We start from the raw sequence: 19,460 nt of genomic DNA on the forward strand, positions 1-19,460 counted from the left end.
CGACGCTCCTGCTCGCTCGGAGCGCCGCGAGCATCAGCTGCCGTAGTCCGGGTTGTCGCGCAGCCACGCCTGGAAGCGCAGCACGGCCTGGTTGTGCTCCGCGAGCGTGTTCGAGAACACCGTCTCCCCCGTCGACGGGTCGACCGTGACGAAGTACAGCCAGTCACCCTCCGTCGGCGCCAGGACGGCGTCGAGCGCCGCGTCTCCCGGCGCGCCGATGGGGCCCGCAGGCAGTCCGGCGTAGACGTACGTGTTGTAGACGTTGCCGGCGTCGGCGCGCTCCTCGTCGGTCGTCGTGATGACGCCGAAGTCGCCGATGCCGTAGTGCACCGTCGCGTCCGACTGCATGAGCATGCCGATGTCGAGGCGGTTCTGGAACACCCGCGCGACCTTGCCGAAGTTCTCCACCGGCCCGCCTTCGCGCTCGACGAGCGACGCGAACGTCACGACCGTCTGCCACTGGTCCTCCGGCACGCCGCGGTCGGTGAGCGCCTGCCGCATGCGGTCGACCATGGTCTGCAGCATCTGCTGCGCCGTGGCGCCGTCGTCGAACGTGTACGTGGCGGGGAAGAGCCATCCCTCGAGGTTGAGTCCCGTGACGCCGTACGCGGCTGGATCGCTCGCGGCCTGCACGATCTCGGCCTCCGGCACGCCCGTCTGCTCGGCGAGGCGGGCGAAGACCTGCTGCAGCACGAAGCCCTCCGGGATCGTGACCTGCAGCACGAGGCGGTTCGCACCGTCCTGCAGCGCGTCGAGCGCCGCCTGCGACGACATCTCGAGCGCGAGTCGGTAGGAGCCGGGCTGGAAGCCGATGCTCGAGTCGGCGACGAGGAGCTCGTAGAACGCCTCCTGGTCGGCGATGACGCCCTCCTCCTCGAGCATCGTCGCGACCTGCGCGCCCGACCATCCCTGCTCGATGCGCACGACGACCTCGCCGGTGCCTGCGCCCTCGAAGTCCTCCGTCTCGGCGAAGCGGTCGACGATCGCCGGACCGAACAGCGCCCAGCCGCCGCCGACGATGCCACCGAGGATCGCGAGGACCAGCACGATGATGACGATGCCGCCCGCGATGCCGCGGCGGGGCTTCGCCTTCCTGCCCTGCCTCGCCGCGCGGGCAGGCTTCGCAGCGCGCTCGCGCGGCGAGGCCGTCTCCGAGGCGGGCGCGCTCGTGGCGGTCGCCCACGGCGTCTGCGACGTCGTCGCGCCGACCGCGTCGGCGAGGGCGTCCACGGGCGAGGGCCCGGCTGCGACCGGATCGCGCTGCGTCGAGGCGACGGGCTCCGAGGGTCGTGCCGTCGGCGCGGCGTCGGGGGTGGATGCGGGCTCCGGCGCGTCGGTCGTCGGCGTGCCGAAGATCTCCTCGAACGTCGGCTGCCCAGCGTCGTCGGCAGGCGTCGATGCCTGCTGCTCGCGCGCGTCGGAGGGCTGCTCGGCGGCAGGCTGCTGCCCAGCCCCCGGCTGCCCCGCGTCAGGCTGCGAGCCCTCAGGCTGCCCTGGCTCGAACGGCAGCTCGGGCTCCTGGCCCGATCCCGGCGTCCCCGGCGGTCTCCCCCGACGTCCCATCAGACCTCCTCGTGGTCCACCATGATGCCCGGAATCCGACCGGATCGCTCGGCGTCGAGCGCGTGCTGCAGGATCACGACGGCCGCTGCCTGGTCGATGACGCCCTTCTGCCTGCGCGTCGAACGACCGGCCTGACGCATGCCCGCCTGCGCGGTGACGGTCGAGAGCCGCTCGTCGACGAGGCGCACCGGCGCGACGACGGCGAGCGCCGCCGCCACGTCGCGCGCATCCTGCGTGCTCGGGGTGTCGCCGCCCGAGAGCGACAGCGGCAGCCCCACGACCAGCTCCACGGCGTCGACCTCGGCGACGAGCTCGCGCATCCGCCGCACGAGTCCGTCGAGGTCCGCCCGCTGGATCGTCTCCACGGGCATCGCGAGCAGTCCATCGCGATCCGACCTGGCGACGCCGACGCGCACCCTGCCCACGTCGACGCCGAGCCGGACGCCCTGCCGCATCAGGCCAGGCTCTCCGCGATCGTGCGCAGCGCATCCGGCATCCGCGCCGCATCCGTGCCTCCGCCCTGGGCGAGGTCGGGCTTGCCACCGCCACCGCCACCGAGCACGCCGGCCGCGGCCTTGGCGAGCGCGCCGGCCTGCACGCCTGCGTCGCGAGCCGCCTGGTTCGTCGCCACGACGACGACCGGCTTCTCGCCCACCGTCGCGCCGAGCGCGACCGTCGCGGCGTCGGCACCGAGGCGCTCGCGCACCTGCAGCACGAGCGAGCGCACGTCGTCGGCCGAGGCGAGCACGCCGAGGTCGGCTGCGACGAGGCGCGAGCGACCCTCGCGCGACGCGGTCTGCGAGAGCTCGGGCACGCGCAGCGTCAGACGCTGCGCCTCGAACTCGGCGACCTTGCGCTCGGCCGCCTTCAGCGAGGCGACGAGGTCGTCGATCCTGCCTGGCAGCTGGTCCTTCGGCGTCTTGAGGCTCTGCGAGATCGACTGCACGAGGGCGCGCTCGGCCGCGAGCTCGCGGAAGGCGTCCTGGCCGACGATCGCCTCGATGCGACGGTTCGTCGCACCGACGCTCGACTCGCCCGTGATGGCGACGAGCCCGATCTGGCCGGACGACGACACGTGCGTGCCTGCGCACAGCTCGCGCGACCAGGGGCCGCCGATGTCGACCATGCGCACGCTGTCGCCGTACTTCTCGCCGAACAGCGCCATCGCACCGGCCTCGCGCGCCTCGTCGAGCGGCATGACGCGCGTGGAGACCTCGAGGTCGTCTGCGATCGCGCTCGAGGCGATCTCCTCGAGCTCCGAGCGCGTGTCGGCGCTCAGCGCACTCGACCACGAGAAGTCCAGGCGCATGTAGCCGGCCTTGTTGTACGACCCCGACTGGTGCGCATCCTGACCGAGGACCTGCCGCAGCGCGGCGTGGATGACGTGGGTGGCCGAGTGCGCCTGCGTCGCGCCGCGACGGTACGCCGCGTCGACGACGGAGCGCGCACGGTCGCCGACCCCGACCTCGCCGCTCACGACCGTCACGGTGTGGCTCGTGAGGCCCGGCACGGGACGCTGCACGTCGATGACGTCCGCCTCGAACGCGTCGCCGACGAGGCGCCCCTGGTCGGAGTCCTGGCCGCCGGACTCGGCGTAGAGGGCCGTCGCGGTGAGGATGACCTCGACCTCGTCGCCGACGGCGGCGCGCTGCACGCTCACGCCGTCCTTGAGGATGCCGACGACCTCGCCGTCCGCCTCGAGCTCCTCGTAGCCGAGGAACGCCGTCTCGCCCACGGCGCGGAAGGCACCGTAGACCGAGCGGTCGGCGAGCGCGCCGCGCTTCGCCTTCGCGTCGGCCTTCGCACGCGAGCGCTGCTCGCCCATGAGGCGGTCGAACGCGGCGCGGTCGACCGTGAGGCCCTGCTCCTCCGCGATCTCCAACGTCAGGTCGATGGGGAAGCCGTACGTGTCGTGCAGCAGGAAGGCCGTGTCGCCCGCGAGCTGCACGCGACCGTCTCCGCGCGTCGTCTCGAGCGCGCCGTCGAGCACGGTCGAGCCTGCCTCGAGCGTCTTGAGGAAGGTCTCCTCCTCTGCCACGGCGAAGCGCGACAGCCGCGACCAGTCGGTCGCGAGCTCGGGGTAGGCCGACTGCATCGCGTCGCGCGAGGCGGCGAACAGCGTGGGGAACGTGGGCTCGTGCACGCCGAGCAGGCGCATGGCGCGGATCGCGCGGCGCATGAGGCGGCGCAGGATGTAGCCGCGGCCCTCGTTGCCGGGCGTGACGCCGTCCGACAGGAGCATGAGCGACGAGCGCACGTGGTCGGCGACGACGCGCATGCGCACGTCGTCCTCGTGGTCCGCGCCGTACGCGCGGCCCGAGAGCTCCGCCGCCAGGTCGAGCACGGGGCGCACCTGGTCGATCTCGTACATGTTCTCGACGCCCTGCTTGAGGAACGCGATGCGCTCGAGGCCCATGCCGGTGTCGATGTTCTTCGCGGGCAGGTCGCCGACGATGCGGAAGTCGGTCTTCGAGCGCACGTCGGCGATCTGGTCCTGCATGAACACGAGGTTCCAGATCTCGACGTACCGGTCGTCGTCGGTCGCAGGACCACCGTCGATGCCGTAGGCGGGGCCGCGGTCGAAGAAGATCTCCGAGCAGGGGCCCGCAGGCCCCGGCTGACCCGTCGACCAGTAGTTCGTGTCGCGGCCGAGGCGCTGGATGCGCTCGAGCGGCAGCCCCGCGATCTCCTGCCACAGCGCGACGGCCTCGTCGTCGGTCTCGAACACCGTGACCCACAGGTCGTCGGGCGAGAAGCCGAGGTTGCCGTGGTCCTCGGCACCGGTGAGGAACTCCCACGCGTAGGCGATGGCCTCGCGCTTGAAGTAGTCGCCGAACGACCAGTTGCCGGTCATCTGGAAGAAGGTGCCGTGCCGCGGCGTGCGGCCGACCTCCTCGATGTCGTTGGTGCGGATGCACTTCTGCACGTCGGCGGCCCGCGCGAACGGCGCAGGCTCCTGGCCGGTGAGGTACGGGATGAACGGCACCATGCCCGCGATCGTGAACATGATCGTCGGGTCGTCGCTCACGAGCGACGCGGACGGCACGATCGTGTGGTCCTTGCGCTCGAAGTAGCGCAGGAAGCGGTCATGGATCTCAGCGGTCTGCATGCGTCACGTCTCTTCCGCCCAGGCGGGCGCTGCGACCTCCGTGCGGAGGCGAGGGGGTTCGGTCCTGTGGGCTGGTGCGGCTACTCGCCGCGCAGCTCGCGGTCGCGGCTCGAGTAGCCGTCCTTGACGGCGTCGGTGAACTCGCGCACTCGCGCATCCGCGCCGTCGAGGATCTCCTTGCCCTTGGCCGTCTGCTGCATGCGCGTCACGGCCACGGCGCCGATGACGGCGCCGAGCGCGATCAGGACGATGCTCCTCATTGCGATCCCCTCGTGGATTGGACGGCCAGTCTATCGAGCACGGCCGCACGAACGAACGAGGGCCGCCCGGGAGTCCCGGACGGCCCTCGCGCTGCCAGATGGGTCAGCGCGCTGCGTAGTACTCGACGACGAGCTGCACGTCGCAGACGACGGGCACCTCGGCGCGCTTGGGGCGACGCACGAGGCGCGCCTGCAGGCGGTCGAGGGTCACGTCGAGGTACGGCGGCACGGGCGGGAGCACCTGTGCGTGACCGCCTGCGGCCGCGACCTGGAAGGGCTCCATGCCCTCGGAGCGCTCGTGCACGCCGATGACCTGGCCCTCCTTCACGCGGAACGAGGGGCGGTCGACGCGCTGGCCGTCGACGGTGATGTGGCGGTGCACGACGAGCTGGCGAGCCTGCGCGGTCGAGCGGGCGAAGCCTGCGCGCACGACGAGCGCGTCGAGACGCATCTCGAGCAGCTCGACGAGGTTCTCACCGGTCAGGCCGGCCTGGCGGCGGGCCTCGTTGAACGTGAGGCGCAGCTGCTTCTCGCGGATGCCGTACTGGGCCCGCAGACGCTGCTTCTCGCGCAGACGGACGGCGTAGTCGCTGTCGGCCTTGCGCTTGGTGCGCCCGTGCTGGCCGGGGCCGTAGGGGCGCTTCTCGAGGTACTTGGCAGCCTTCGGGGTGAGGGCGATGCCGAGCGCACGCGACTTGCGCGTGATGCTGGTCCTGGTGGTCATGCGTGTCTTCCTTCGCATCGCAGCCGCGTGAGCGGCCAGCCGTCACGTTGGACGGCTCAAGGATTTCTGGATGGTGGTCCGAAGTGGACCGTCGTCCAGGCTACCAGACGCTCGACTCCGGGCACCCGCACGACGGCTCGCCGCGCTCCTCAGTCTCCGCGCAGGATGGCGCGGATGCGCTCGAGCCGAGCGGCGACGTCGCGCTCGTACCCGTGCGCGCCCGGGTCGTAGTAGGTCGTGCCGACGAGCTCGTCAGGCAGGTACTGCTGCGTGGCGACGCCGTGCGGCGCATCGTGCGCGTAGCGATATCCCTTGCCGTGACCGAGCCGCTTGGCGCCCGGGTAGTGCGCGTCGCGCAGATGCGTCGGCACACGCCCGAAGGCGCCGCGCCGGACGTCGGCGATCGCGGCGTCGACGCCCTTGTACGACCGGTTCGACTTCGGCGCCGTCGCGAGGTAGACGGTCGCCTCCGCGAGCGGGATCCGCCCCTCCGGCATGCCGATGAGCTGTACGGCCTGCGCTGCCGCCGTCGCGATCACGAGCCCCTGCGGGTCGGCCATGCCGACGTCCTCCGACGCGAGGATGATGAGGCGCCTGCCGATGAACCTCGCGTCCTCCCCCGCCTCGATCATGCGGGCGAGCCAGTGCAGGGCGCCGTCGGGATCCGAGCCGCGCACCGACTTGATGAACGCGCTGATGACGTCGTAGTGCTCGTCGCCCTGCCGGTCGTAGCGCAGCAGCGCCGCATCGACGCTCTCGGCGACGACCTCGTCGGTGACGAGCGGTGCCTCGACCTCGTCGTCCGCGACGGCGTCGCGCTCCGCGAGCGACAGGACGTGCGACCCGGCCGCCTCGAGCACGGTCAGCGCGCGCCGCGCGTCGCCGGACGCGAGGCGCACGATCGCTGCTCGCGCGGGGTCGTCGAGGCGCACGCGGCCGCCGAACCCCCTCGGGTCGGCGACGGCGCGGTCGAGCAGGCCGCCGAGCTCGTCGTCCGGCAGCTGCTCGAGCGTGAGCAGCAGCGACCGCGACAGCAGCGGGCTGATGACGCTGAACGACGGATTCTCGGTCGTCGCCGCGATGAGGGTGACCCAGCCGTTCTCGACGCCGGGCAGCAGCGCATCCTGCTGCGCCTTCGTGAAGCGGTGGATCTCGTCGAGGAACAGCACCGTCTGCGAGTCGTAGAGGTCGCGCGTCGACAGCGACTCCTCCATGACCTGCCTGACGTCCTTCACGCCGGCGGTCACGGCGCTGAGCTCGACGAATCGGCGATCGCTCGAGGCGGCGATCGCCTGCGCGATCGTCGTCTTGCCCGTGCCTGGCGGACCCCACAGGATGACGGACTGCCCGCTGCGCGCCCCGGGCGTCGCGAGCCGCCGCAGCGGAGAGCCGTCGCGCAGCAGATGCCGCTGCCCGACGACCTCGTCGAGCGATCGTGGTCGCATGCGAACCGCGAGCGGCGCCGTCGACGATCCGAGCCCCGCGTTCGCCATGCCCCCATCGTACGGTCGGCCACCGACGCGGCGGCGTCCGCCACAGACGGAGCACGTATGCTCATCCGAGCGATCCAGACGGGAGACCATCGGTGACGAGCACCAAGGAGCAGCAGCGGCGGGTCCGCGACTACCGCGCGCGCCGCACCGTGCACGAGCGCAAGCAGCGCAGGCTGCGTCGCGACAACGTCATCGCCATCGCCGCGGTCGTCGTCGTCGGCACCCTCGCCGGCCTCGGCCAGTGGTGGTACGTCGACTCCACGGCGACCGACGACGCAGCGGCGTCGGAGTCCCCCGCCCCCTCGGCCACCGACGAGCCCGTCGTGTCCGAGGCCGTGCCGGACGCCTCGCTCGCCGAGGGTCGCGCATGGACGGGCTCGCTCACGATCAACGGCGTGGAGCTCGGCATCGAGCTCGACGGCGAGCTGGCGCCGCAGGCGGTCTCCGCCGTCATCAACGACATCCAGACCGGCTACTACGCAGGCAAGTCGTGCCATCGCCTCACCACCGCCGAGCGGTTCGAGGTGCTGCAGTGCGGCTCCATCGACGGCACGGGTGCCGGCGACCCGAGCTACCAGTACGGGCCGATCGAGAACGCCCCGAGCGACGACGTCTACGCCGCCGGCACCATCGCGATGGCCCGTGCCAGCGGCGACGGCAACTCCAACGGCCACCAGTTCTTCATCGTCTACGGCGAGACCGACATCCCCAGCGACGCCGCAGGCGGCTACTCGGTCGTCGGCACCGTCACGAGCGGGCTCGACCAGCTCGTCGACGACGTGATCTCGGCTGGCACGGCGCCCGATCCGGCGACCGGAGCAGCGCCGCAGGACGGCGCGCCGCTGAACCCGGTGACGATCGAGGCCGCGACCGTCGAATGACGCGCCTCGCGTGAAGTAGCCTGAACCCATGGACGCGAACCCGTGGGGCCGCGTCGACGAGCATGGCACCGTCTCCGTCCGTGAGGGCGAGCAGTGGCGTGAGGTCGGCCAGTACCCCGACGCGAGCCCCGATGAGGCGCTCGCCTACTTCCAGCGCAAGTACGCAGATCTCGAAGGGCAGGTGCGCCTGCTCGAGCAGCGATCGCGCGCAGGCGCCTCCGCGAGCGACGTGCAGAAGGCCTCCCGCCATCTGCGCGAGTCGATCGTGGGCGCCAACGCCGTCGGCGACCTCGAGGCTCTGCTGACGCGGATCGATGCCCTCGCAGGCAAGCTCGAGGAGCTGAGCGCCGAGCAGCGGGCCGAGGCGCTCAAGGAGACGGAGGCGGCGGTCGCAGACCGCGAGGCCATCGTCGCCGCAGCAGAGGCGCTCGCCGCGCGCGACCCGAAGCAGGTGCAGTGGAAGCAGGCGAGCCAGGAGCTCGATGCCCTCTTCCAGCGCTGGCAGACGGCGCAGAAGGACGGGCCCCGCATCCCGAAGCCCGTCGCCGACGCGCTGTGGCGTCGCTTCCGCGACGCGCGGCAGACCGTCGAGCAGGGTCGCAGGGCGTTCTTCTCCGAGCTCGACTCGCAGCACAAGGACGCGCGCACGCGCAAGCAGGCGCTCGTCGAGCGCGCGCAGGCGCTGGCTCCCAAGGGCGCAGACGGCATCCCCGCGTACCGGTCGCTGCTCGACGAGTGGAAGGCGGCAGGACGAGCCGGTCGCAAGGTCGACGACGCGCTCTGGGCCGACTTCAAGGCCGCAGGCGACGTGCTCTTCCAGGCGAAGTCCGAGGCCAGCGCCGTCGTCGACGGCGAGCAGGGCGAGAACCTCGAGGCCAAGCGCGCCATCCTCGCGGAGGCGCAGCCGCTGCTGCAGGCCACCGATCGGGTCAAGGCTCGCGACACGCTCACCGCCCTGCAGCGTCGGTGGGACGAGATCGGTCGCGTCCCGCGTGAGGCGGTGCGCGAGGTCGAGGACGGCATGCGCCGCATCGAGGCGCACGTGCGCAAGCTCGACGACGACCACTGGGACCGCACGAACCCCGAGCGCAAGGCACGCTCCGAGGGGCTCGCCGGTCAGCTCGAGGAGTCGATCGAGCAGCTCGAGGCAGCCCTCGAGGCCGCGAGGGCCTCGAAGGACGCCGCGAAGGTCACGAGCCTCGAGGCGGAGCTCGCCACGAAGCGCGAGTGGCTCGCCGTGGTCGCCTCCGCGCGCTGACGCGCTCGGCGACGACACCACAGGGCGCCGTTCTCCACAGCAGTGGGGATCGGCGCCCTGTGGCATGCGCGGCGTGCGGCACGCTGCGCGCATGCTCTCCGACGCCGAACGCTCCGCGATGCGCCTCGATGGCGATCTCGTCGACCTCGCCGCCTCCGCGCGCCACCTCGACCGCGTCATCTCCCCCGCCGATCGCCTCCGTGCGCTGCGGCTGCCGCTGGGCCCTGCGCACATCGTGTCGGGGCTCGCGGCCGCGTGGGTGCACGGCGCAGCACCGCTGCCTGCGGTCGTCGACGTGGCGACGCTGCGCCATCGCCGCGCCGACGTGCCCGCCGGCTGCCGGGCGGTCATCCGCCGCGTCGCGCTCGACACGTGCCTCGACGTCGATGGCGCACGCGTGACGGGCAGGCTGCGCACCGCGGTGGACCTGCTCGCCGACGAGCCCTACGACGACACGGCGCGCACCGCGATCCGACTGCTCGTCGACGACGAGCGCGAGGCGCGCTGGGCGATCCCCGTCTCGGGACGCAGGGGCGTCGCGCGCTCGCTCGCACGCCTCGAGGAGCTCGCGCTGCGCGCTCCCGGCGTCAGCCGCCCGTGACGCGGTAGACGTCGTAGACGGCGTCGATGCGACGCACGGCGTTGAGCACGCGGTCGAGATGCGTCGTGTCGCCCATCTCGAAGACGAACCTGCTGATCGCGAGGCGGTCGGTGCCGGTCTGCACCGACGCCGAGAGGATGTTGACATGGTGCTCGCTCAGCACGCGCGTGACGTCCGAGAGCAGGCCGGAGCGGTCGAGCGCCTCGACCTGGATGTGCACGAGGAACACGCTCTTCACGTTGTCCGCCCACGACACCTCGATCATGCGCTCGGGCTCGGCGAGCAGGCCCTGCACGTTCGGGCATGACCGCTGGTGCACGCTGACGCCCTGGCCGCGCGTGACGAAGCCGACGATGTCGTCCCCTGGCACGGGCGTGCAGCACTTCGACAGCTTCACGAGGATGTCGTCGGCGCCGCGCACGAGCACGCCAGACGACGACGTGCGAGTCTGCGCGCTGCGCGAGGGGCTGACGGGGATGAACTCGTCCTCGTCGACGGCCCCCTGCAGGCCTGCCACGACCTTCTCGAGCACCGACTGCGTCGAGACGTGGCCCTCGCCGACGGCGGCGTAGAGCCCGTTGACGTCGTCGTAGCCCATCGCGGAGGCGACCTCGACGAACGACTCGCGACTCATGAGCTGCTGCAGCGGCAGGTTGTGCCTGCGCATGGCCTTCGCGATCGCGTCGCGCCCCTGCTCGATCGCCTCGTCGCGACGTTCGCGGGTGAACCACTGACGGATCTTGTTGCGCGCCCTCGCGCTCTGCACGAACGACAGCCAGTCCTGGCTGGGGCCCGCGTCGGGGTTCTTCGAGGTGAACACCTCGACGACGTCACCGGTCTGCACGCGCGTGTCGAGCGGCACGAGCCTGCCGTTGACCTTCGACCCCATCGTGCGGTGGCCGACCTCGGTGTGCACGGCGTACGCGAAGTCGACGGGCGTCGCACCGGCAGGCAGCCCCACGACCTTGCCCTTCGGCGTGAAGACGTACACCTCCTTCGCACCGATCTCGAAGCGCAGCGAGTCGAGGAACTCCCCCGGGTCCTGCGTGTCCGCCTGCCAGTCGTTGAGGTGGGCGAGCCACGCCATGTCCTCGCCTGTGACCGCCTGGCCGCCGCCCTGCTTGTACTTCCAGTGCGCCGCGACGCCGTACTCGGCGCGGCGATGCATCTCCTCCGTGCGGATCTGGATCTCGACGTGCCGCCCCTCCGGGCCGACGACCGTCGTGTGCAGCGACTGGTACAGGTTGAACTTCGGCGTCGCGATGTAGTCCTTCATGCGGCCGGGCATCGGCTTCCATCGCGCGTGGATCTGCCCGAGCACCGCGTAGCAGTCGCGCACGCTCGGCACGATGACCCGCACGCCCACGAGGTCGTAGATGTCGGCGAACTCGTGGCCGCGCACCTGCATCTTCGTGTAGATCGAGTAGTACTGCTTCGGCCGACCCGTGACGCGGCCCTTGATGCGTGCGCCGCGCATGTCGTCGACGAGCGCCTGCACGACCTCCTCCATGTAGCGGTCGCGCTCTGGCGCCCGCCCCTCGACGAGGTTCTTGATCTCGACGTAGACCTTCGGGTTGAGGACGGCGAACGACAGGTCCTCGAGCTCGGTCTTCATCGCCTGGATGCCGAGGCGATGCGCGAGCGGCGCGTAGATCTCGATCGTCTCGCGCGCCTTGCGCTGCGCGGACTCGCTCGAGACGAAGCCCCACGTGCGTGCGTTGTGCAGGCGATCGGCGAGCTTGATGACGAGGACGCGGATGTCCTTCGCCATCGCGACGACCATCTTGCGCATCGTCTCGGCCTGCGCGGCCTCGCCGTACTGCAGCTTGTCGAGCTTCGTGACGCCGTCGACGAGCATCGCGACCTCGTCGCCGAAGTCGGCACGGCACTGGTCGAGCGTGTACTCGGTGTCCTCCACGGTGTCGTGGAGCAGCGCGGCTGCGATCGTCACCGGCCCGATGCCGAGGTCGGCGAGGATCTGCGCGACCGCGACGGGGTGGGTGATGTACGGCTCGCCCGACTTGCGGAACTGGCCCTGGTGGGCGCGCTCGGCGACGATGTAGGCACGCTGGATGAGGCCGGTGTCGGCCTTCGGATGGTGTCCCTTGACCGTGCGGATCAGGTCGTCGATCGCGCCAGCGCGGTTCGACCGCGAGAACAGGAATGGCAGCAGGGTGCGAAACGCGCCTGTGGTCTGCGTCTCGCTCATGCGTCCATCCTGCCCCCGCGCGCGATCGTCAGACGACCGCGCCGCGCTCCGAGGGCCGCTTGGCCTTCGCCTCGCCGATCTCGTCGCCCTGGCGCATTTGCCCGTAGAGCGGTGCCGCGACGAACAGCGTCGCCCACGCGCCCACGAGCGTGCCGATGAGCAGCGCGAGCGAGATGTCGCGCAGCGTGCCGGCGCCCAGCAGGAACGAGCCGATGAACAGGATCGACGCCGTCGGCAGCGCCGCGATCACCGAGGTGTTGATCGAGCGCACGAGGGTCTGGTTCACCGCGAGGTTGATGTTGTCGAGGAACGAGCCCGACGTGCCTGGCGCCGTCTGCTCCCTGACCTTGTCGAACACGACCACGACGTCGTACAGCGAGTACGACAGGATCGTGAGGAAGCCGATCACGGCGGCCGGCGTGATCTCGAATCCGACGGTGCCGTAGATGCCGAGCGTCACGACGAGCGTGAAGACGAGCGACGCGAGGGCAGCGATCGACATCTTCCAGGTGCGGAAGTAGAACGCCATGATCACGGCTGCGAGCAGGACGAACGCGATGAGGCCGATGATGGCCTGGCGCGTGATGTCCTGCCCCCACGACGGACCGACGAACGACGACGTGATCTCGCTCGCGTCGACGTCGAGCGCCGCGGCGAGGGCGTCGCGGATCTCGACGGTGTCGCCGTCCGAGAGCTGCTCGGTCTGCACGCGCAGGCCGTCCTGGCCGATCTGGGCGACGTTCGGCACCTGCTGGGCGCCGAGCACGCTCGTGACGGCGTCGGAGGCGACCTGCTCGTCGACCTGCTCGACGCCCGAGATGCGGAACTCGCTGCCGCCGCGGAACTCGATGCCGAACTCGAACCCGCCGCGCAGGATGGGGCCGAGGATGCACAGGGCGAGCACCGCGAGGGCGACGAGGAACCACGTCTTGCGTCGCGCCACGAACGGGAACGAGGTCTCGCCCGTGTAGAGGCGGTTGCCGAACTGGGTGAGGGATGCCATCACCGCTCCTGCTCTGTCGAGGCGGATGCCTTGCGCTCGGCGATCGACTGGCGGCGCTGCGCCTCGCGCGAGCTCGTCGCACCCTTGCCAGCTGCGACGGGGTCGCGGAACTGCGCACGGCCGCGGTAGACCGCGCCCAGCGCCTTCGGGTCGAGACCCGACAGCGGGTGGCCGCCGGAGAAGAAGCGCGTCCGTGCCACGAGCTGCAGCATCGGATGCGTGAAGAGCGCGACGACGATGAGGTCGATGATCGCCGTGATGCCGATCGTGAACGCGAAGCCGCGGACGTTGCCGACGGCGACGAGGTAGAGCACGACGGCCGCGAGCAGGTTGAGCGCCTTCGAGGCGAGGATCGTGCGCCATGCACGACGCCAGCCTGCCTCGACGGCGCTCGTGAGCGCACGCCCGTCGCGCAGCTCGTCGCGCACGCGCTCGAAGTACACGATGAACGAGTCGGCGACGAGGCCGATCGAGATGATGAGGCCCGTGACGCCGGCGAGCGACAGTCGGTAGCCCTCGGCCGACGACAGCCACGTGATGACGAGGTAGGTGAGTCCTGCTGCGATGAGCAGCGACGCGATCGTCACCCCCGCGAGCGCCCGGTACTGGAAGATCGAGTAGCCGATGACCAGGATGAGGCCGATGATGCCTGCGATGATGCCCGCCTGCAGCTGGCTCTCGCCGAGCGTCGCGGCGATGGTCTCCTCCGACTGCACCTCGAAGCCGATCGGCAGCGAGCCGAACTTCAGCTGGTCGGCGAGCGACGAGGCGCTGTCCTGGTCGAAGCCACCCGTGATGGACGCCTCGCCGTTCGTGATGACGGCGTTCGACTGCGGCGCGATGATCACGGCGCCGTCGAGCACGACGGCGAACTGGTTGCGCGGGCTCTCGAGGCTCGTGATGCGGCTCGTGACCTCGTCGAAGGCCTCGGTGCCCTCGGCATCGAGCTGGAGGCGCACCTCCCACTCGCCGGTCACGGCACCGGTCGACGTCGTCGCCTGGCCGGATGAGGCGTCGGAGATGTCGGCGCCCTCGACCTCGACGGGTCCGAGGATGTAGCGCGCGTCGCTCGTCTCGCTGCACGTGATGAGCGGCTCGTCGGTCGGCTGCTCGCCGCGCTCCGGGTCCTCGAGGGCCGCGCAGTCGAACGTGCCGAACTCGGCCTCGAGCGTCGGCGTGATCCACGCGAGGTCAGAGGCGTCGGCGGGGGCCGCCGCAGCCGGGTCGTCGACGGGCGGCGTCGCCTCGATCGCGGCCTCGTTCGCCGCGATCTCCTCCGGGGTGAGCGCGGCAGCGACGGTGAGGACGGGGCGGAACTCCATGCGGGCGCTCGACTGCAGCCGGTCCATCGTCGCGTCGTCGACCTCGCCTGGGATCGACACGACGATGTTCTGGCCGCCCTGCGTCGTGATCTCGGACTCGGAGACGCCGGAGGCGTCGACGCGGTCGCGGATGATCTCGACGGCCTGGGTCAGCTGCTCCTCGGTGACCTGCTCGCCCTCCTGGAGCTGCGGCGTGAGGATGACCTGCGTGCCGCCCTCGAGGTCGAGGGCGAGGCGCGGCGTCCACGAGCCGCCGCCTGCGATGCTCGCCCAGTTCAGCGCAGCGAAGACCGCGCCGATCACGACGAGCCAGATGAGTGCGCGCCCGGTGCGCGCCCGCGCCCGCGCCACTACGGGCGCTCGGTGGTGGTGCCGTCGCCGGTGGTCTCGGCGTCGTCGGCAGGCGTCTCAGCGACCGTCTCGTCGTCGACGACGCGAGCGAGCACCTGACGGTGCACGCGCAGCGTCGTGCCGGGTGCGACCTCGATGAGCGCCTCGTTGCTCTCCTCGTCGATCGCCACGAGCTCGCCGAACAGGCCGAAGTTCGTCATGACCTGCGCACCGGGGACCATCTTGTCCTGCAGCTGGGCGGCCTGCGCCTTGCGCTTCTTGCTGTTGCGGAACATGAAGAAGATCAGCACCGCGAGGATCAGCAGCATGCCGATCGTCAGCGGGTCGAACGGGATGCCGCCCTGAGCGTTCTCGTTCGCGGTCTGAGGAAGGAGGTGCATGTGGAAGTCGCTTCAGTCGAAGTGCGGATGGGTCCGGGCGACGATGCGCGCACGCGCAGGCACGGACCCGACGATCATAGTCGATCGTCCAATGTGGGCTGGACGAGCACGCCCGCATGGGCGAGCCCCTCGGGCGTCGCGATGCGGCCGCGGGGCGTGCGCGCCAGCATGCCCTCGCGCACGAGGTACGGCTCGACGACCGACGCGATGGTGTCGGCGTCCTCGCCGATCGACGCCGCGAGCGTCGACAGACCCACGGGACCGCCGCGGAATCGGTGCGCGATGCTGTGGAGCACGGCACGGTCGAGCCGGTCGAGCCCGGCCTCGTCGACGTCGTAGAGCAGCAGCGCGGCGCGCACGGCCTCGATGCCGTCGCTGTCGTCGTGCACGAGCAGCCAGTCGCGCACCCGTCGCAGCAGGCGGTTCGCGATGCGCGGCGTGCCACGGCTGCGCCTGGCGAGCTCGGCCATCGCCTCGTCGGGCAGCGGCACCTCGAGCAGGGCTGCCGAGCGGCGCAGCACGCGCTCGAGGTCGGCGGGATCGTAGAACTCGAGGTGGGCGGTGAACCCGAAGCGGTCGCGCAGCGGACTCGGGAGCATGCCGGCGCGCGTCGTGGCGGCGACGAGGGTGAAGGGTGCGAGCTCGAGCGGGATCGACGTGGCCCCTGCGCCCTTGCCGACCATGATGTCGATGCGGAAGTCCTCCATCGCGAGGTACAGCATCTCCTCGGCGGAGCGCGCCATGCGGTGGACCTCGTCGATGAAGAGCACGTCGCCGGGCGTCAGCGCGCTGAGGACGGCGGCCAGATCGCCGGCGTGCTGGATGGCGGGGCCCGACGACAGCCGCACGGCACGGCCGGTCTCGGTGCCGATGATCATCGCCAGCGTCGTCTTGCCGAGGCCGGGAGGCCCGGCGAGCAGGATGTGATCGGGGCTGCGCTCCTGCAGCGCTGCGGCACGCAGCAGCACCTCGAGCTGCCCTCGCACCTTCGGCTGGCCGACGAACTCGGCGAGCGAGCCGGGGCGCAGCGCGCCCTCGAAGGCGATCTCGTCGCCCGTCGCCTCCGGCTGCACGTGCTCGTCGGTCATGCGCGCGGCCCGAGCTCTGCGAGCGCGGCGCGCAGCAGCGAGCCCGCGTCGGCCTGCGCGCCGACGGCCTCGAGGGCGGCGCGCGCCTGCCGCTCCGGCCAGCCGAGGCCCGTGAGCGCGACGAGCACGTCGGCGCCCGCGTCGCCTGGGATGCCCGCGGAGGGCGCTGCGGCGTGGATCTTGCCGGCGAGCTGCACGATGATGAGCCGCGCGGTCTTGGGCCCGATGCCGCTCACGGCCTTGAACGACCGCTCGTCCTCGCGCTCGACGGCGTCGGCGAGCTGGTCGGGCGTCATGTGGCTGAGCACGCCGAGCGCCGACTTCGGGCCCACGCCCGAGACGCCGCGCAGCAGGTCGAACGCGTCGAGCTCCGCCTGCGTGCCGAAGCCGTAGAGCGACATGTCGTCCTCCCGCACGATGAGCGTCGTGTGGAGCGCGATCGTCGAGCCGACGGTCGCGACGAGCGACTGCTGCGGCGTGACCGCGACGGCGAGGCCGAGGCCGCCGACGCCGACGACGATGCGGGTGCCTGCGGCGCCCAGCACCGTGCCGTCGAGCCTGGCGATCATGGACTCCAGCCTAGGTTCGACGGCCGACGCGCCCGTGTCGCCGCGCCGTCGGCCGGCCCCGGCAGCCCCCTCAGCGGCGGGACGCGCGCTCTGCGGCCTGCCACGCCTGCTGCGCGGGCGTGAGCGCGGCAGACGGCGCGACGCTGCGGGCGCTCCACGCATGGCAGATCGCGATCGCGAGGGCGTCGGCGGCGTCGGCGGGCCGCGGCGCGGCGTCGAGCCGCAGGATGCGCTGCACCATGGCGCCGACCTGCCGCTTGTCCGCCTGCCCGTAGCCGGTGACGGCTGCCTTGACCTCGCTGGGCGTGTGCAGCTCGATCGGGATGCCGTTCGCAGCAGCCGCCCGCAGCACGAGGCCCGAGATCTGCGCGACGCCCATCACGGTGCGCACGTTCTGCTGCACGAAGACGCGCTCGAGCGCGATCGCGTCGGGACGGTGCTCGGCGATCGCCGACTCGATGCCGGTGGCGATGCGGTGCAGCCGATGCTCGAGGGCCTCGTCGGCACCCGAGCGCAGCACGTCGACCGACACGAGGGCGACGGCTCGGCCGTCGGCGTCGACGACGCCGACGCCGCACCTCGTGAGGCCGGGGTCGATGCCGAGGATGCGCACGGTCGCTCGACCCCGCTCGCCCTAGTCCTCGTCCTCGGCGTCGAGCTCGGCCCGCGCCTGGGCGCTGAGGGCGTAGTTCGAGAACACGTTCTGCACGTCGTCGGAGTCCTCGAGCGCGTCGATCAGGCGCATGACCTTGCGTGCCGTCTCCGCATCGACCTCGATCGTGAGGTCGGCGACGAACTCGGCGTCGGCGGCGTCGTAGTCGATGCCCGCCTCGACGAGCGCCGTGCGCACGGCGACGAGGTCGGTCGGCTCGGAGAGGATCTCGAACCCTCCGCCCTGGTCGATGACCTCCTCGGCGCCGGCGTCGAGCACGGCGAGCAGGATGTCGTCCTCGGTGACGTCGTCGGTCTTCGTGACCGACACGACGCCCTTGCGATGGAAGTTGTACGCGACGGAGCCGGGATCGGCCATCGTGCCGCCGTTGCGGCTCATCGCGGTGCGCACCTCGGCGGCTGCGCGGTTCTTGTTGTCGGTGAGGCACTCGACCATGAGCGCGACGCCGCCGCCTGCGTAGCCCTCGTACATGATCGTCGTGTACTCGATCGCGTCGCCGGAGATGCCGGCGCCGCGCTTGATGGCGCGGTCGATGTTGTCGTTGGGCACCGACGTCTTCTTGGCCTTCTGCACGGCGTCGTACAGCGTCGGGTTGCCTGCGAGGTCTGCGCCGCCGAGCTTCGCGGCGACCTCGATGTTCTTGATGAGCTTCGCGAACGACTTGGCACGGCGGCCGTCGATGACGGCCTTCTTGTGCTTCGTCGTGGCCCACTTGGAATGTCCGGACACATGCCCTCCCGGTCGGTCGACGGATCAGTCTACCGACGGCGCCGGCGACTGCGGGCGCCGACGCACGCCGGAGGCGGCGAGCTCGAGCCGGGCGAGCGCGTCGAGCACGGCGTCGTCCCCGTCGCGGATGGCGCGCAACGGGTCGGGCGCGACGGCCTGCAGCTCGCGCAGGGGCCGAGCGACGAGCGCACGCAGCGCGAGCAGGTCGCGCCCGGCGGGCGTCGCGGCCACGCGTGCCGTCTCGGCCGAGCGCAGCGCGAACCGCACGCGCGGCACCAGCCACACGGCGATGAGCACGAGCACGGGCACGATCCACGTCGCCGCCCCGGCGGCCGCGGCGAGCGCGTGGATCGCGACCTCGAGGGTTCGCCCCGCGCTCGCGAGGTCGTCGGCGGCGCTCGAGGCGTCGACGAACGGTGCACCGAGCCCGTCGCCGACGAGCGGGATGCCCTCGAGCCCCTCGGCCGCACCCAGCAGCGTCTGCGAGAGCTGGCTGCCCGCATCCTGCATCTGCACACCGAAGCGCGCGAGCGAGTCGATCGACCGCGTGACCTGCCCTGCGAGCCAGATCGCGACGACGAGCACGCCGAGGGCGAGGAGGTCGCCCGCGATCTGCCACGCACGGCGATCAGGACGTGCCGAGTAGAGCTGCATGCCGCAGAGGCTATCGTCGGCGCTCGTCCAGCAGACGGTGCGACGATGCGTGCATGGTCTCTCGCCGTCTGCTCCCTCTCGCCACCATCGCGCTCGCCGCGTTCGCGCTCACGGGGTGCGTGCTCTCGCCTCCCCCGCTCGCCCCGGAGGCGCCCACGACGAGCGATCCGACCACGGCTCCGTCGACGCCCGCCACGAGCGCGCCGGAGACGAGCGAGTCGAGCGAGCCCGCCGACCCCGAGCCGTCCAGCACGGACGCGCCGGCATCGACCGGGTCCACCGTCACGATCGACGGCCAGCCCGTGGGCTCGTGGGGCGGCACGATCGACTGCCTCGTCTTCGGCGAGACCGCGCTCATCACGAGCTCGTCCGACGACGAGTCGGGCTCGCTCGTGGGCACCGGGTCGAACGAGACGGGCTCGTGGGCAGCGGCGGGGTTCCTGCTCTCCGACGGCGACGCCGCGTACTTCCAGAGCGACGAGACGGCGCCTGCCACCTTCGAGGGCGGCACGTTCTCGACGGAGTTCGCCGCCGCCGGCGTGTCCGGCGAGTCGGTGACCATCGCGCTCACGACGCCCTGCAGCTGACGTCGG

19 protein-coding genes are annotated in these 19,460 nt (G+C 71.5%); 4 read left to right on the forward strand and 15 right to left on the reverse strand.

Features of this window, described 5'->3' with window-relative positions; genetic code table 11:
- Positions 1-33 precede the first annotated feature (33 nt).
- The 6 genes from mltG to ACZ6H8_RS12145 all read right to left on the reverse strand — a co-directional run bounded on the left by mltG (position 34) and on the right by ACZ6H8_RS12145 (position 7,149).
- A complete protein-coding gene (gene mltG, locus ACZ6H8_RS12120; protein ID WP_464147098.1) occupies positions 34-1,563 on the reverse strand; it encodes an endolytic transglycosylase MltG in 1,530 nt (509 codons plus the stop codon).
- Complete coding sequence (gene ruvX / locus ACZ6H8_RS12125; RefSeq protein WP_464147099.1) at positions 1,563-2,018, reverse strand: Holliday junction resolvase RuvX; 456 nt, start codon at positions 2,016-2,018, stop codon at positions 1,563-1,565. Before ruvX ends, mltG begins: the two co-directional genes overlap by 1 nt.
- Complete coding sequence (gene alaS / locus ACZ6H8_RS12130) at positions 2,018-4,672, reverse strand: alanine--tRNA ligase (RefSeq protein ID WP_464147101.1); 2,655 nt, start codon at positions 4,670-4,672, stop codon at positions 2,018-2,020. The genes ruvX and alaS overlap by 1 nt, the downstream gene beginning before the upstream one ends.
- An 80-nt stretch (positions 4,673-4,752) precedes the next feature.
- Positions 4,753-4,932, reverse strand: coding sequence for a hypothetical protein (locus ACZ6H8_RS12135; RefSeq protein WP_464147102.1), 180 nt, complete (start codon positions 4,930-4,932; stop codon positions 4,753-4,755).
- A gap of 103 nt (positions 4,933-5,035) precedes the next feature.
- Positions 5,036-5,656, reverse strand: a complete 621-nt coding sequence (gene rpsD, locus ACZ6H8_RS12140) for a 30S ribosomal protein S4 (protein WP_464147103.1) — start codon at positions 5,654-5,656, stop codon at positions 5,036-5,038.
- A 149-nt stretch (positions 5,657-5,805) separates the two neighbouring features.
- Positions 5,806-7,149, reverse strand: a complete 1,344-nt coding sequence (locus tag ACZ6H8_RS12145) for a replication-associated recombination protein A (RefSeq protein WP_464147104.1) — start codon at positions 7,147-7,149, stop codon at positions 5,806-5,808.
- 92 nt (positions 7,150-7,241) lie between these two features.
- Here ACZ6H8_RS12145 and ACZ6H8_RS12150 point away from each other — a divergent pair, with 92 nt between their 5' ends.
- The 3 genes from ACZ6H8_RS12150 to ACZ6H8_RS12160 all read left to right on the forward strand — a co-directional run bounded on the left by ACZ6H8_RS12150 (position 7,242) and on the right by ACZ6H8_RS12160 (position 9,889).
- Positions 7,242-8,030: a peptidylprolyl isomerase gene (locus ACZ6H8_RS12150; RefSeq protein WP_464147105.1), complete on the forward strand. Its 789-nt coding sequence runs from the start codon at positions 7,242-7,244 to the stop codon at positions 8,028-8,030.
- 28 nt (positions 8,031-8,058) lie between these two features.
- Positions 8,059-9,288 carry a DUF349 domain-containing protein gene (locus tag ACZ6H8_RS12155; RefSeq protein ID WP_464147106.1) on the forward strand — a complete coding sequence of 410 codons (1,230 nt, stop codon included), beginning with the start codon at positions 8,059-8,061 and terminating at the stop codon, positions 9,286-9,288.
- 91 nt (positions 9,289-9,379) lie between these two features.
- Positions 9,380-9,889 carry a hypothetical protein gene (locus tag ACZ6H8_RS12160; RefSeq protein ID WP_464147107.1) on the forward strand — a complete coding sequence of 170 codons (510 nt, stop codon included), beginning with the start codon at positions 9,380-9,382 and terminating at the stop codon, positions 9,887-9,889.
- Here ACZ6H8_RS12160 and ACZ6H8_RS12165 read toward each other — a convergent pair.
- The 9 genes from ACZ6H8_RS12165 to ACZ6H8_RS12205 all read right to left on the reverse strand — a co-directional run bounded on the left by ACZ6H8_RS12165 (position 9,876) and on the right by ACZ6H8_RS12205 (position 18,867).
- Positions 9,876-12,098, reverse strand: coding sequence for a RelA/SpoT family protein (locus ACZ6H8_RS12165; protein WP_464147109.1), 2,223 nt, complete (start codon positions 12,096-12,098; stop codon positions 9,876-9,878). The two genes, ACZ6H8_RS12160 and ACZ6H8_RS12165, sit on opposite strands and share 14 nt — an antisense overlap.
- 28 nt (positions 12,099-12,126) lie before the next feature.
- Positions 12,127-13,101 (reverse strand): protein translocase subunit SecF, encoded by a 975-nt coding sequence (gene secF / locus ACZ6H8_RS12170; protein WP_464147110.1) that lies wholly within the window; start codon positions 13,099-13,101, stop codon positions 12,127-12,129.
- Positions 13,101-14,726 (reverse strand): protein translocase subunit SecD, encoded by a 1,626-nt coding sequence (secD, locus tag ACZ6H8_RS12175; RefSeq protein WP_464147111.1) that lies wholly within the window; start codon positions 14,724-14,726, stop codon positions 13,101-13,103. The genes secF and secD overlap by 1 nt, the downstream gene beginning before the upstream one ends.
- Before the next feature lie 47 nt (positions 14,727-14,773).
- Positions 14,774-15,154 carry a preprotein translocase subunit YajC gene (locus ACZ6H8_RS12180; RefSeq protein WP_464147112.1) on the reverse strand — a complete coding sequence of 127 codons (381 nt, stop codon included), beginning with the start codon at positions 15,152-15,154 and terminating at the stop codon, positions 14,774-14,776.
- Positions 15,155-15,228: 74 nt separating this feature from the next.
- Complete coding sequence (gene ruvB / locus ACZ6H8_RS12185) at positions 15,229-16,242, reverse strand: Holliday junction branch migration DNA helicase RuvB (protein WP_464147113.1); 1,014 nt, start codon at positions 16,240-16,242, stop codon at positions 15,229-15,231.
- A complete protein-coding gene (ruvA, locus tag ACZ6H8_RS12190) occupies positions 16,239-16,811 on the reverse strand; it encodes a Holliday junction branch migration protein RuvA (RefSeq protein ID WP_464147114.1) in 573 nt (190 codons plus the stop codon). Before ruvA ends, ruvB begins: the two co-directional genes overlap by 4 nt.
- A gap of 70 nt (positions 16,812-16,881) precedes the next feature.
- Positions 16,882-17,418, reverse strand: a complete 537-nt coding sequence (gene ruvC / locus ACZ6H8_RS12195) for a crossover junction endodeoxyribonuclease RuvC (RefSeq protein WP_464147294.1) — start codon at positions 17,416-17,418, stop codon at positions 16,882-16,884.
- Between the two features lie 27 nt (positions 17,419-17,445).
- Complete coding sequence (locus ACZ6H8_RS12200; RefSeq protein WP_464147115.1) at positions 17,446-18,213, reverse strand: YebC/PmpR family DNA-binding transcriptional regulator; 768 nt, start codon at positions 18,211-18,213, stop codon at positions 17,446-17,448.
- A 24-nt stretch (positions 18,214-18,237) separates the two neighbouring features.
- A complete protein-coding gene (locus ACZ6H8_RS12205) occupies positions 18,238-18,867 on the reverse strand; it encodes a hypothetical protein (protein ID WP_464147116.1) in 630 nt (209 codons plus the stop codon).
- A gap of 53 nt (positions 18,868-18,920) precedes the next feature.
- Here ACZ6H8_RS12205 and ACZ6H8_RS12210 point away from each other — a divergent pair, with 53 nt between their 5' ends.
- Positions 18,921-19,454: a hypothetical protein gene (locus ACZ6H8_RS12210; protein WP_464147117.1), complete on the forward strand. Its 534-nt coding sequence runs from the start codon at positions 18,921-18,923 to the stop codon at positions 19,452-19,454.
- The last annotated feature ends 6 nt before the right edge of the window (positions 19,455-19,460 follow it).

Source organism: Agrococcus sp. AC640b, assembly GCF_979255995.1.

Bases quoted from the DNA above. Each gene is read 5' to 3' on its own strand.
- mltG (WP_464147098.1), bottom strand. From the start codon at position 1,563: ATGGGACGTCGGGGGAGACCGCCGGGGACGCCGGGATCGGGCCAGGAG.
- ruvX (WP_464147099.1), bottom strand. From the start codon at position 2,018: ATGCGGCAGGGCGTCCGGCTCGGCGTCGACGTGGGCAGGGTGCGCGTC.
- alaS (WP_464147101.1), bottom strand. From the start codon at position 4,672: ATGCAGACCGCTGAGATCCATGACCGCTTCCTGCGCTACTTCGAGCGC.
- ACZ6H8_RS12135 (WP_464147102.1), bottom strand. From the start codon at position 4,932: ATGAGGAGCATCGTCCTGATCGCGCTCGGCGCCGTCATCGGCGCCGTG.
- rpsD (WP_464147103.1), bottom strand. From the start codon at position 5,656: ATGACCACCAGGACCAGCATCACGCGCAAGTCGCGTGCGCTCGGCATC.
- ACZ6H8_RS12145 (WP_464147104.1), bottom strand. From the start codon at position 7,149: ATGGCGAACGCGGGGCTCGGATCGTCGACGGCGCCGCTCGCGGTTCGC.
- ACZ6H8_RS12155 (WP_464147106.1), top strand. From the start codon at position 8,059: ATGGACGCGAACCCGTGGGGCCGCGTCGACGAGCATGGCACCGTCTCC.
- ACZ6H8_RS12160 (WP_464147107.1), top strand. From the start codon at position 9,380: ATGCTCTCCGACGCCGAACGCTCCGCGATGCGCCTCGATGGCGATCTC.
- ACZ6H8_RS12165 (WP_464147109.1), bottom strand. From the start codon at position 12,098: ATGAGCGAGACGCAGACCACAGGCGCGTTTCGCACCCTGCTGCCATTC.
- secF (WP_464147110.1), bottom strand. From the start codon at position 13,101: ATGGCATCCCTCACCCAGTTCGGCAACCGCCTCTACACGGGCGAGACC.
- ACZ6H8_RS12180 (WP_464147112.1), bottom strand. From the start codon at position 15,154: ATGCACCTCCTTCCTCAGACCGCGAACGAGAACGCTCAGGGCGGCATC.
- ruvB (WP_464147113.1), bottom strand. From the start codon at position 16,242: ATGACCGACGAGCACGTGCAGCCGGAGGCGACGGGCGACGAGATCGCC.
- ruvA (WP_464147114.1), bottom strand. From the start codon at position 16,811: ATGATCGCCAGGCTCGACGGCACGGTGCTGGGCGCCGCAGGCACCCGC.
- ACZ6H8_RS12205 (WP_464147116.1), bottom strand. From the start codon at position 18,867: ATGCAGCTCTACTCGGCACGTCCTGATCGCCGTGCGTGGCAGATCGCG.
- ACZ6H8_RS12210 (WP_464147117.1), top strand. From the start codon at position 18,921: ATGGTCTCTCGCCGTCTGCTCCCTCTCGCCACCATCGCGCTCGCCGCG.